Genomic DNA, 12954 nt, shown 5'->3' on the forward strand with positions numbered 1-12954 from the left:
TTATTCACCAATACCAGAAAGTGTAGATCCAAAAGATTGAAGCAATTGCTTCAATCTTTTTTTGTAGTTATAATTTTTGTTTAATTCGCATCATGACTATAAATCACCGCTACCGTACCGCTAGAAAAGCTAAAACTTGCAGTTGATTTCAAAAATTCATTGCTTACGTAAGCCACCGGTAACTGATCAGATTGATTATGTAACTGATATTTTTCATCCGGCAACGTTAGGTTTTCAACCTTTCCTAATGAAACAAATGACAGGTATTTATAATCTGGCAAGACATTAATACAATGCTGACCGGCGTTAAAAAAGTAAATACAATTTTGTCGATCAATTATCTTCACTTGTTCAACATACTGATTAAATTTGGGCTTTAGAAGCATAAAAATATTACTCAATAAATGATCTAAACGGCCACCTGTTGCGCCATACAAATGAACTTCATCTGCGTGCAATTGTTCAAAAGCACTTGCTAATGCTAATTCAGTATCGGTATCATCTTTAACTGGATTTACCTGAATAATTTCAGAACAATTCTTCTTTACTTCTACAAGTTCTTGCACTGTCATTGAATCAAAATCACCGACCGCCAACTGTGGTCTAATATGATTTTTAATTAAAATCAATGCGCCACGATCAACGCCAATCCAACCAGCCTTCTGATTAAATAGATTTTCTGGGTATTGTTGTCTAGGACCACCTGCCAAAATATTAACTTGCATTATTCCGTAGTCCTTGTTTTCAATTTTTTAATTTGTGCAACTGGATCTTCATTATTAAATACATAAGAACCGGCAACCGCAATATCCGCACCAGCTTTATACACGGATGCAACATTCTGGTCAGAAATTCCGCCATCAACTTCAATGGCAAAGTTGTTATCCCCAGTTTGACGTAATTGGTTTAACTGCTGAATTTTTGGAAGCATTTGGGAAATAAATTTTTGACCCCCAAAACCTGGATTAACCGTCATCACTAATACTTGATCAACAATCGGTAAAACCTCGTGAATCATACTGATTGGTGTCCCAGGATTCAATGCAACCTCTGCTTTTACACCATGTTGTTTAATCATCTCTAATGCGCGATAAATATGCGGAGTACTTTCCACGTGAACACCCACAACATCTGCACCCGCTTGACAAAACTGTGTCACAAATCGTTCAGGATTTTCAATCATCAAATGGCAATCTAATGGCATACTGGTAATTGGTCGAATAGCTTCAACCATTCCGGGACCAAAACTTAGATTCGACACAAATTGACCATCCATCACATCAATATGTAAAAGATCAGCGCCTCCTGACTGGGCAACTTCAATGTCTGGTTTTAAATCAACAAAATTAGCACTTAAAATTGATGGGGCTACTTTAATCATACTTATTTTCCTCTTTTCTTAGTATAACCTTTCCGTTGATAATCAGGTTTTTGTGCTTTAATCGTATTAAAAAATTGAACATAATTATCATAGCGACTTTGCATGATTTCCCCATCCTGAACAGCCTTTTTAACTGCACAATTAGGTTCATTAATATGCAAACATTCACGGAACCGACAGTTTAAACCAATATTTGCAATTTCTGGAAACAAGCCTTTCAAATCTTCTAATTGCATTTCGAATACCGTATAGCTTGAAAAACCCGGTGTGTCCGCAACTAGTCCATTTCCAACAGGGAATAATGCTACTTTTCGAGTGGTATGTTTCCCACGATTTAACGCTGTTGATACCTCACCCGTTTGAAGAGCCAAATTCGGATCAATATGATTAAGTAATGTTGATTTTCCTGCTCCCGTTTGACCCATAAAAATAGTTAATTGATTAGCAAAGTCACTTTCTAATTTTTTAATTGCTTCATCGTCGAAGGCTTGCCAATCTAAATAAACTTCATAACCAATTTTACGATAGCCTGCAACCTTTTCCTCGAAAGCAGGTTGTTGCTTCTCATCAACTAAATCTCCTTTTGTAAAGTAAATAATTGGCTTAATTTGTTTTTCTTCTAATGTTACCAATTGTCGATCTAACAGGTTAGTCGAAAAATCGGGTTGGACACAGGCAGTCACCACAACTGCCTGGTCAATATTTGCCAACGGTGGACGTACCAACTGATTACGTCGTTCATCAATTTTTAAGATGTATCCTTCATTTTCGGCTTGACTTTCAAACTCAACCCAATCGCCAACCAGTGGTGAAATTTTTTGCTTTCTAAAATTTCCACGAGCCCTTGTACGATAGATCTTATTATCAGTTTTAACGTCGTAAAAACCGCTTAGTGATTGAATAATTTGTCCTCCGTGCATTAAAAACCTCTCAATCTATTCTGTGACGGAAAAACGAATCGTCGTTGCTCTCGGAACAACGACTTGGTCAGGAACAACACTTTGATAAATAATCTTTCCATGATCAAACTGCATTGTCTGAACTTTCGTTTTTTTGATTTTAAATCCTTTTGCCCGTAACTTTTTTGCTACTTGGGTATAAGAATTCCCAATATAATTTTCAACAACATAACTATTAGGTCCCTGACTGATCACAATATTAACTGCGACCCCTGCTTGAACTTGCTTTTTACTTTTGGGTAACGTTTCTATAACCCGTTTGTAGTCAACTTTTTGATTTCCCGTTCGAGTAATCTGACCCACTTTTAGATTCTTTTTTTTCAAGACAGCTGTCGCCTCATTCTGGGTCATCCCAGAGACATCAGGAATTGAAACAACTTTAGGAAAACTCAGATAAAAGGCAACGGCAATCCCAACAATAAATAATGTCAATAACCCCAAGAAGATGGCAATCTTTTTCCTCAATGGATGACGATTTCGTCTTTTTTTAGTAACGGTGCTTGTTGATTTTTTTTCGTTGTTTGGTTGTGAAATGGCCTTAACTTCGGCAACATCCTTAATTGCCGTAGGTCCAAAATGAGAAGCTTTCGCAATAATTGTTTGATCATTTGAAGACTGTGTTACAAAACGTGGTTCATCCGCACGGCTCGGTGAAAGAGATGTTTTAAGATCGTTTGCCATTTCAGTAGCGGAAGCATATCGGTCAAATGGGTTCTTAGCGGTTGCCTTTAAAATAACGTTTTCCAAGGCCTGCGGAATTCTAGGATCAAAATCACGAACAAGAGGAATTTGATTTTGAGAATGTTTGATGGCGATTGAAACTGCATTTTCACCTTCAAATGGTACCCGCCCGGTCAACATCTCATATAAAATAATTCCTAATGAATAAATATCTGATCGTTTGGTTGCCAGATGACCACGGGCTTGCTCCGGAGATAAATAGTGAACTGATCCCACAACTGCATTGGTTTGCGTGATTGTTTGGTCTTGCTGGGCCACGGCAACTCCAAAATCTGAAATCTTAGCACTACCATTCTTATCCATTAACACATTTTGTGGTTTTAAATCACGATGAATAATCCCGTGTGCATGAGCCGCTGCCACACCACTCAAAATTTGTTCCATGATATCAATAACTTTTTGATAAGGAATGGGAAAATGGTCTTTGATGTACTGTTTTAAATCAGTACCATCAATATACTCCATAACCAAATAGTGAATCCCATTATCTTCACCAACATCATACACACTCACGATATTTGGATGCACAATTTCTGTGGTTGCAAGTGCTTCTCGTTGAAAACGTTGGATCGTCTTATCGTCATTTTGAAGATCAAAACGAATTAATTTTACAGCAACATCTCGCTTGAGAATAAGGTCACGCGATAAATAAACATCGGACATTCCGCCTTCACCAAGCGAACTAATAACTCGATAACGTCCGTTAAGCGTTTGATTTGGTGTCATTTACTTATCCACCTCATCTTCCGCCTGAATGATGAGCACAGTTACGTTATCTCTGCCACCAGCTTGATTGGTCAATTCAATTAATTTTAAACATTTTTGTTCTAACTCAAGAGGGCCACCCAAAATATTTGCAATTGTTTGATCTGACACCATATTAGTTAAACCGTCTGTACACAAAAGAAGTTGATCATGCACTTTCCACGCATAAGTGTGCACATCAATGTCTGAGTTACTTGAGATTCCCAACGTTTTTGTAATAATATTTTTTTGGGGATGATTTTTAGCTTCTTCTGGTGATAACTTACCATTTTTAATTAATTCGTTCACTAATGAATGATCAGAGGTAAGTTGTTTCAATTCGTTTCCTTTAAATAAATAACAACGACTATCACCTAGATGAGCCACAATAAATTGGTTTTCCAAAATAATGGTAACTACAATTGTTGTCCCCATCCCATTTAGATCTGAATATTTTTGAGCAGTTTCCAAAATTTCATCATTTTCTTGAGTAACTTCTATTTGAAGCCACTTAATTGCATTAGTCACGTCATCAAAATCGGTACTTTGGAACAAATACCCTAAATGAGATACCGCCATTTCTGAAGCCACATCTCCACCTTGGCGACCACCAATGCCATCAGCAACGATGCTAAATAAAACGTTCTTTTTATTCTTAAAAACGCCGACATAATCTTGATTTTCGTCACGGTGGCTACCAATATCAGATTGAAATGCATACTTCACAAATTATCACGCTCTCTTTTGTAAACAAGCAATAAAGAAACCATCAGAGCCAAAATCATCCGGATAAATATTAAGATATGGAACAGAACGGTCTTCTTTTAAATGTTTAACCGTCTGTGTAGGAATCAATTTAAATTCAGGATGAAGTTCTAAAAACGCTGAAATTGTCTTTTCATTTTCTTGTTCTAATATCGTACATGTACTGTAAGTTATTATACCGTTATCTTTAACTTTAGGAGCCATTGCATTTAAAATTCCTAATTGGATTTTATGTAAGTTCTGACTATCTTCTAATGTCTTTTCATAACGAATTTCTGGCTTGCGGCGCATTAATCCAATTCCTGAACATGGTGCATCAACTAAAATTCGGTCAAAGTAATCATCTTCAACAATCGAATCAATTTTACGAGCATCTAATGCTTTTGTGGTGACCCGCTCGTCAAGACCCATTCGTTTAGCATTTTGCTTGATCAATCCTACTTTTTTAGGATGAAGGTCCAGTGCGAGAACGTGTCCTTCTTCACCAATTTTTTGAGCAATATGGGTTGTTTTACCACCAGGAGCAGCACAAGCATCAAGCACTTCCATGCCGGGATCCAATTGCATGGCTTCGCCGACGAGCATGGCACTTTCATCTTGAATTGTTAAAGCACCATTTCCAAAAAGTGGTGACTTACCAATACTGCCTTCAGTGACAATGACGCCATCTTTCGCTACTTTACTTGGTTCAGCTTGATAACCATCTTCATTTAACTGATCAATCACTTCCGATTGTGTGGTTGCATTTGTATTTACACGAGCAGCCTGTCGTGAAGGGTGATTAATGGACTCCAAAATTTGATCAGTTTTAGTGGTGCCTAACTCTTTGTCTAATTGTTCAACGAGCCATGGGGCTACGCTATATTTGATGCTTCGGTAATCCTTCTGATCAGCACTTAATTCGGGAATTCCTACTCTTTGCATTTCATGTAAAACACCCGTTACAAACGCTCGGATTCCACTGTGCCCACGCACTTTGGCAATTTCAATGCTTTCATTAAAAATTGCCCGCGTGGGAACTCGATCTAAATAGACCATTTGGAAAACGGCTGAAAGTAAAAGTTGTTTAACCCAATCTTCTACTCTTTTATGTCCAATAAAAGGTGCTAAATCAAACTCCAAGGTTAATTTATGCTGAATTACGCCATACACGATCTCCGTCAGTAAATTAATATCCAGTTGGGACAATTTGCTTTCAGCAATCGTATTTTTTAATTCAATGTTTGAATACGCGCCCTTACTTACTCTCAATAAAACGTCAACTGCAAGTGCTCGGGGATTTTTTTCTTTATCTGTCATAGTTTAATAACCTGCTCGCCTTCATAGAATGCTTCCTGACTACCATTTAAGTAATCTGTAATGTCCATTTGTGGTTTACCCGCTGGTTGAACGCGATCCAAACTCACCACGCCATGTTCGCCAGTAGCGATAAGAAGCTCATGCTTTGTTTTTTTCACTACTTGTCCTGGTAAAAGCTCTGTTGTTTCTGTTAATGGTGTTACCTGCCATAGCTTTATCCGACTGCCATTTAGAATCACATAACTTACTGGAAAAGGACGGAGTGCTCGAATTTTGGCATCCACAAGTTTAGCACTTTTAGAAAAATCAACTTCTTCTTCCTCTGATTTAATCGTTGGCGAAAATGTAACCTCATCTTCATTTTGAGGAACACTTTCAATTTCTCCTGCGATCAACTTAGGCAACGTTTTCATTAATAAGTTACGTCCCAAAATGCTTAGCTTTTCAAACACAGAACCGACATCATCTGTAGATTCAATGGGGATTTTACTTTGTGCTAGCATTTCACCAGCATCCATTTTCTTAACCATATAGATTAGTGTCACACCAGTTTCGTGGTCTCCATTCATAATAGCATATTGAACTGGTGCACCGCCGCGATACTTTGGTAATAAGGAGCCATGCACATTTACCGCGGCAATTTTGACCGAGTTAATTAATTTCATTGGCAAAAATTGACCAAAGGCTGCAGTTACAATCAAATCGGCGTGCATGTTGATTAAAACTGTCATTTCTTCGGATCCACTAATTTTTTCCGGTTGAAAAACTGGAATATCATTTTCGACTGCCACTTGTTTGACAGGTGACATGGTCATTTTGTGCTTCCGTCCTGTTCGTCGATCTGGTTGCGTCACAACCGCCACAACGTCATAATTGGCATCTTGAACTAAACTTTTTAAAATGGGCGCTGCAAATTGGGGTGTCCCCATGAATATGATTGATTTCATTTTATTGAATTCCTCCTACATAAACGATTGTGGTTCTGGATCAATGGAAAGCTGAATTCCTAACCGATAGTCAGCCCGAGACTCCTGTAAAATTTTTGTGACCGCCTCGTGTAAACGGGGTTCTTTTTTATATTTAATCACAATTTGATAATAATATTTATTTTTAACCCGCGCAATTGGTTTCGGAGTTGGTCCGAGGACAATTGCATTCGAACTTAGTGCTGGTTTAAGCTCATCTAAAACAGTATACATCTTTTGAGCCGCAACTTTTTCTTCCTTATGAGCTGCAGTAATTTGAAGTGTAAAATAATATGGCGGATATTTTTCTTGATGGCGAATATACATTTCTTTTCGGAAAAAGTTTTCATAATTTTGGGTCTTGGCAAGTTGAATCGCATAATGATCTGGATTAAATGTTTGGATAAATACCTCACCAAGTTTGTCAGCTCGCCCTGCGCGACCACTAACCTGAGTTAAAAGCTGAAAAGTTCGTTCACTCGATCTGAAATCTGGTAATTCCAAAGCTGTATCTGCATTCAAAACTCCAACTAAGGTCACATTGGGAAAGTCTAAGCCCTTAGCAATCATTTGGGTTCCTAATAAGATATCAGCCTGTTGACGGCCAAACTTTTGTAAAATTCGTTCATGGGAGCCTTTCCGTCTCGTCGTATCAACATCCATTCTTAAAATTCGGGCTTCTGGAAATTGAGCCTGAAGTTCTTTTTCAACCTTTTCAGTCCCCGTTCCATAATAACGGATTTTCTCACTGTGACAATTTGGACACTGCTTAGGAATTGGCTCCTCATGACCACAATAGTGACATTTCATTCGGCGACTGTCCATATGCAAAGTTAATGAAATATCACAATTTGGGCATTTTAAAACAAACCCACAATCCCGACACATGATAAATGAAGAATAACCCCGCCGATTTAGCATTAAAATACTTTGTTGTTTTAAATTCAGACGATCCTTAATGGCCGCCAACAACGGATCCGAGAAATTTTGATTCGAACCACTCTGTAATTCTTCCCGCATATCGATAATTTTCACTTCTGGCAACGGATGACCATTAATTCGGTCCGGTAATCGAAGCAATTGATAAACATGCCGTTCACTACGCGCTCTAGACTCCAGTGAAGGAGTTGCGCTGCCCAGCACCAAGGGACAATTATGATAGTCACTCCGCCATTGCGCCACATTTCTGGCATGATAACGAGGCGTATCATCTTGCTTATAACTGGTTTCATGTTCCTCATCAATAATAATGACACCCACATTTTCAATCGGTGCAAAAATCGCTGATCGAGCGCCAACCACTACTTGAGCTTCATGTCGTTTAATTCTTCGCCATTCATCGTATTTCTCGCCATCCGAAAGGCCACTGTGTAAAACAGCCACTTGTTTCCCAAACCGGCCTTTAACCCGACTAACCATTTGGGGCGTTAAGGCAATTTCTGGCACCAGCATAATAGCCGTTTTATTTTGTGCTAATGCATAGGCAATTGCTTGCAAATAGACCTCTGTTTTTCCACTTCCAGTAACCCCTTCTAATAAAAAGGTTCGTGCCTGCTGCTTTTTTATACTGTCAGTTACTTGATCCAATGCACTTTGTTGCTCTGAATTCAGTTTCAGTGGTAAAGTCAATTTCGCGTTTGTTGCATAAGGATCCCGGTATTGTTCGACTTTTTTACGGATAAGCCACCCACGTTCTTCGGCACTCTTAATCGTGGCAGCCGTAATCTTTAATTTTTTTTCAACTTCAGTTTGTTTAATTTCATTCGGATGCGCCGCTAAATAGTGAACGAGGTCACGAATTTTGGTTGCATTTTTTCGAAGGGAGTTCAAAATTTTAGATTCGTTTTCAGAATTTATTTGTGACTTAATTTGAAATACTTGCTTAGAATGTGCTTGGTTTTTAACTTTATAAATAATTTCAATTTGATTCTTTTTTCGTAGTTTCAATAAATCACTTTGCTGTTTTGAAGTTAATTGATCCGGTTGGAAATCATCCCAATCAGATTCAGGCAAGATAGTCGCTAAATCTTCAATTGAAACTTGAGAATCGATGATTTTCAACTGCTTAGTATATTTTGCCCGCATAACATTTGGCAACATCGTTAGAAGACAGGTGATTTGAAAGGAAAAAGTACTATCCGCTAACCAACTAGACATTTTAATAAGCTCTGGATTTAAAACTGGTTCCAAATCCATTAAACTTTCAATACTTTTGAGAGGATTCTTTTCTTCAGCTTTAGTTTCAAGTGCAACAACAAATCCCTGAATTTTTCGATTACCGTTACCAAATGGCACAACCACACGCATTCCAACTTGGATGTCATTTTCAATCTGGGTTGGAATCAAATACGAATAGGGATTATTTGTTTGCATAGTGGGCACGTCAACAATTACTTTGGCAATTTGAACCATCTTTTCACCTGCTTTATGTAAATCGTTTTGCAATTACTTCCAAAATTTTTCTCGCAATAATTCGTTTATTAGCCTTAGAAACTTTAATATTTTCGGTATCATGCTGTAAAATTGTGATAGCGTTATCTTCTGAACCAAATCCAATGTCTGCTTGAGAAACGTCATTAGCCACGATTATATCCGCACCTTTAGAATCCAGCTTTTTTTTCGCATTATCAAGAAGATCATTAGTTTCAGCTGCAAATCCAACCACAATTTGGTTTGTTCGGACTTGTTTTAAACTTTTTAAAATATCAGGAGTTTCTTCAAGTTTAATCGTTAAATTAGAAGATTCAGCCAACTTTTTTATTTTGTGATCAACAAAGTGAATGGGCCGATAATCAGAAACTGCAGCTGCCATAATGAACACATCTGTAGTTGCAAAATAGGAATGAACAGCCTTTGATAGCTCTGCAACTGTCTCCACTTGAACAAGTTTAACTCCTTGAGGAACTGGCAAAGTTACATTCGCCGAAATTAGGGTAACTGATGCACCATTTTTTTGAGCAACTTTAGCTAATGCATACCCCATTTTACCAGACGATTTATTAGAAATATAGCGAACTGGATCAATATATTCACGAGTGCCGCCAGCAGTGATAAGGACTCGTTTGCCATTAAATTTAGCTAGTTTCGAATTAACTAAATTTTCTGACAGATTAGTGACGTAGTCAAAAATTGCCATGGTGTCTGGAAAACGTCCTTTGCCGGAATAGCCTTCCGCAAGTGGCCCGTCATCTGGCTCCATAACGTGAACACCATCATTTTTCAAAGCTTGAACGTTCCTTTGGGTAGCAGCATTATTCCACATATGCACATTCATTGCCGGAACAATCACGACAGGGACAGAAAGTGCTAAAAGCGTCGTACTTACAAAGTCATCAGCCATTCCAACAGCCATTTTGCTCATAATATTTGCGGTTGCTGGTACCACAATTGCAAGTTCCGTCCAATCGGCCAATTCTACATGAGCCACGGCTGCAGGTGTGGCTTGTTCGAACAAATCAGTTTGCACAGTGTGCTTGCTAATGGTTTGAAAAGTGTTTTTACTTACAAATTGAGTTGCCGTTTTCGTCATGGCCACCCGAACTTCTGCTCCCGCTTTTTGGAAGGTACGAATCAGTTCCACAGTTTTATAAACTGCAATTCCGCCTGTTATAAAAAATGTAATGTGTTTATTTTTCCACATAGTCATTCTCCTCGCTTACTAAAAAATTGAAAAAAGGTCTGAAAGAAATTTCTCTCAGACCTTACATCAAATTATCATTAAAATTCTGTTTTATCAGGATCAATCACAATGTCACCTGCAACAATTTCCTCAAGTGCTTTTCCAACACTTTTTGTTGATTCGTACTTATCCAAAAGAGGTTGCGAACCAGCATCCAATTCATGAGCCCTTTTGCTTGCTAGCATAATCAAAGAGTAACGTGAATCTACGCGTTCCAATAAATCATCAACTGAGGGATATAAAATCATTTTATTTATCTCCTAACATTTCTTCATATTCTGGAAAGACCCTTTCAACTCGGAATCGTTCACTTTTTATAATTGTTTTAATACTTTCAACCGCATTCTCAACTTTATCATTAACGACGGCAAAATCATAGTCTTGCATCATTCGAATCTCTTCGACAGCTTTTGTCATCCGTTTGTTAATGGTTTCCATATCTTCCGTCCCACGATTTATAATGCGTTGTTTTAATTTCATCAAATCGGGAGGGGTTAAAAATACAAAAACTCCTTCAGGCAATCGTTTTCTTACTTGTAAAGCTCCGTTCACTTCAATTTCCAAGAAAACATCTTTGCCACGATCTAACGTTTCATTGACATACTTCAAGGGTGTTCCATAATAATTATCAACGTACTTTGCATACTCCAACATTTGACCAGTCTCAATGTTATGCTCAAATTCCTCTTTGGAAACAAAGTAATAATCTTCACCATTCACTTCGCCTTCACGGGGTTTTCGCGTTGTCATTGAAATCGAATACTGAAAATCATTGCCACCCTGATCAAAGATTGCCTTACGTACCGTTCCCTTACCAACTCCAGATGGTCCGGATAAAACGATAAGCATCCCTCTTTTTGCCATAATTAAAATCTCCTAAATATAATGTACTCTTATTATCGCTTTTTTAAACAGTCTTTTCAAGCTTCAATCAAGGCTCTGACGCGATTTTGTGGATTTTAAAAAATGTTTTATATTTAATATTGCAATTGTGAACGTTCGTTCGTATAATGAAGAGGCAAACAAATGTTCGAGGTGGAAATCATGGAAAATTTACAACATAATAATAATCACATATCTAATTTCGTTTCTAATTCATATCAAAAACTGTTTTCAGAACCAAGTCTTAAGGGCATTGAACCCCAAATGCCCCTATTTCAATTGAATGCTTTCTTAAAAAGAGCTATTCAAGATCATTATTTAGTAACTATTCAAATTAATGGGACTGAAGCCATTTATGAAACTACTGGTTTCTTGACAGCCATATCTGAAGATAGATTCATTTTATCGAGCGATCATCAAAATATCACATACTTACTTCAGTTAACTAACATCCGTTTTTTGAAACGCGTTAGCTAACTTATTTAGTTTGTTTAGATCGCTTATAAGCAGGATCAAGGCGATTTTGTACCCATTGTAATACCAAATCAGAAATAATAGCCATTAAAGCAGTTGGTAAAGCACCAGCTAAAATAATTGCTCCCCCATTAGTTGCATTCGTCCCACGAATAATAATATCCCCAAGACCACCTGCACCCACAAAGGTCCCAATTGCAGTAATTCCAATTGCCAGTACCAAAGCATTTCGAATTCCAGCCATAATCACTGACATTGAAAGTGGTAGTTCAACCATATACAAACGCTGGAAACGTGTCATTCCCATCCCCTTGCCAGAATCCAAAATACTAGGATCCACACTTTGCATACCACTATAAGTGTTTTTGATGATTGGTAACAAAGCATATAAGAATACGGTCGCGATGACTGTGTTCACCCCTAAACCTAAGCCCAGCATGATAATTGATAGCATAGCTAATGATGGCACAGTTTGAATGACATTAGCAATCCCAATTACGACTGAGCTTAGTTTGCTGTGTCGTGCAATTAAAATTCCTAATGGAATCCCTACAATAGCCGCAAACAATACTCCGTAAATTGAAATTAAAAAATGTCGATTAAACTGTGCTAGGACATACATACCATTATGTGAGAAATAGTAAATTAGCTGTTGAAAAATATTTAAATGTTCCATTTTTATTTACCATCCTTCCCATCAAAATAGTTATGTTGCTCTAGAAACCGTTTTGCAACCACCTGTGGTTCAATTAGGTCATTATCAGCTTCAGCATTAAGTTTTTGCATTGTGCTTAATGAAATTTTTCCCTTTAATTTCAATAAAACTGGTTTCAATTCTGGATGCTCCTTTAAAATCTTATCACTTGCCATAGGACTCGCAGTATAAGGTGGGAAAAATTGTTTATTATCTTTTAAAACTTTTAAATCATAGCTTTTAATTCGTCCATCAGTTGAATAACCAAGCACAGCATTCATTTTTCTGGACTGAACGGCACTATAGACTAAACCAATTTGCATTGGATAAACTTTTTGGAATGGCAGATTGCAAGAAATAACTTGAACGAA

At 37.6% G+C, this 12954-nt stretch carries 14 protein-coding genes; 1 reads left to right on the forward strand and 13 read right to left on the reverse strand.

The genetic code is table 11. From position 1 onward, the window contains the following. Positions 1–80: 80 nt before the first annotated feature. The 11 genes from IV84_RS07270 to gmk form a co-directional block, all read right to left on the reverse strand. The gene (locus IV84_RS07270; RefSeq protein ID WP_046872162.1) at positions 81–725 is read right to left on the reverse strand and encodes a thiamine diphosphokinase; all 645 of its coding nucleotides are present in this window, start codon (positions 723–725) and stop codon (positions 81–83) included. Continuing rightward, entirely contained in the window at positions 725–1381 is a 657-nt protein-coding gene (gene rpe / locus IV84_RS07275) for a ribulose-phosphate 3-epimerase (RefSeq protein ID WP_056986327.1), read from the reverse strand. The genes IV84_RS07270 and rpe overlap by 1 nt, the downstream gene beginning before the upstream one ends. Positions 1382–1383: 2 nt before the next feature. After that, positions 1384–2301 carry a ribosome small subunit-dependent GTPase A gene (gene rsgA / locus IV84_RS07280; protein ID WP_056986328.1) on the reverse strand — a complete coding sequence of 306 codons (918 nt, stop codon included), beginning with the start codon at positions 2299–2301 and terminating at the stop codon, positions 1384–1386. Positions 2302–2316: 15 nt separating this feature from the next. Continuing rightward, positions 2317–3807, reverse strand: coding sequence for a Stk1 family PASTA domain-containing Ser/Thr kinase (gene pknB, locus IV84_RS07285; protein ID WP_056986329.1), 1491 nt, complete (start codon positions 3805–3807; stop codon positions 2317–2319). Beyond that, on the reverse strand, positions 3808–4551 hold the full coding sequence (locus IV84_RS07290; protein WP_046872158.1) for a Stp1/IreP family PP2C-type Ser/Thr phosphatase: 744 nt from the start codon (positions 4549–4551) through the stop codon (positions 3808–3810). It abuts the gene before it with no gap. Between the two features lie 6 nt (positions 4552–4557). Beyond that, entirely contained in the window at positions 4558–5889 is a 1332-nt protein-coding gene (rsmB, locus tag IV84_RS07295) for a 16S rRNA (cytosine(967)-C(5))-methyltransferase RsmB (RefSeq protein WP_046872157.1), read from the reverse strand. Then, positions 5886–6836, reverse strand: coding sequence for a methionyl-tRNA formyltransferase (gene fmt / locus IV84_RS07300; RefSeq protein WP_046872156.1), 951 nt, complete (start codon positions 6834–6836; stop codon positions 5886–5888). The genes rsmB and fmt overlap by 4 nt, the downstream gene beginning before the upstream one ends. 15 nt (positions 6837–6851) lie before the next feature. Beyond that, positions 6852–9266, reverse strand: a complete 2415-nt coding sequence (gene priA / locus IV84_RS07305; protein ID WP_056986330.1) for a primosomal protein N' — start codon at positions 9264–9266, stop codon at positions 6852–6854. 13 nt (positions 9267–9279) lie between these two features. Next, entirely contained in the window at positions 9280–10494 is a 1215-nt protein-coding gene (coaBC, locus tag IV84_RS07310; RefSeq protein ID WP_226997396.1) for a bifunctional phosphopantothenoylcysteine decarboxylase/phosphopantothenate--cysteine ligase CoaBC, read from the reverse strand. A gap of 77 nt (positions 10495–10571) precedes the next feature. Further along, positions 10572–10781: a DNA-directed RNA polymerase subunit omega gene (gene rpoZ / locus IV84_RS07315; RefSeq protein ID WP_046872154.1), complete on the reverse strand. Its 210-nt coding sequence runs from the start codon at positions 10779–10781 to the stop codon at positions 10572–10574. A gap of 1 nt (position 10782) precedes the next feature. Beyond that, entirely contained in the window at positions 10783–11397 is a 615-nt protein-coding gene (gmk, locus tag IV84_RS07320; RefSeq protein ID WP_046872153.1) for a guanylate kinase, read from the reverse strand. A gap of 180 nt (positions 11398–11577) precedes the next feature. Between gmk and IV84_RS07325 the strand changes: the two genes are divergently transcribed. Continuing rightward, entirely contained in the window at positions 11578–11892 is a 315-nt protein-coding gene (locus IV84_RS07325; RefSeq protein WP_141306296.1) for a hypothetical protein, read from the forward strand. A gap of 1 nt (position 11893) precedes the next feature. Here the strand turns inward: IV84_RS07325 and IV84_RS07330 are convergent, their stop codons facing one another. Both IV84_RS07330 and IV84_RS07335 read right to left on the reverse strand, forming a co-directional pair. Further along, positions 11894–12565, reverse strand: a complete 672-nt coding sequence (locus IV84_RS07330; protein WP_046872151.1) for an ABC transporter permease — start codon at positions 12563–12565, stop codon at positions 11894–11896. Between the two features lie 2 nt (positions 12566–12567). Next, a partial coding sequence (locus IV84_RS07335; RefSeq protein ID WP_275472454.1) for a glycine betaine ABC transporter substrate-binding protein occupies positions 12568–12954 on the reverse strand: 387 nt, incomplete at its 5' end.

The sequence above is a fragment of the Pediococcus damnosus genome, from assembly GCF_001437255.1.
Classification (GTDB): Bacteria; Bacillota; Bacilli; order Lactobacillales; family Lactobacillaceae; genus Pediococcus; species Pediococcus damnosus.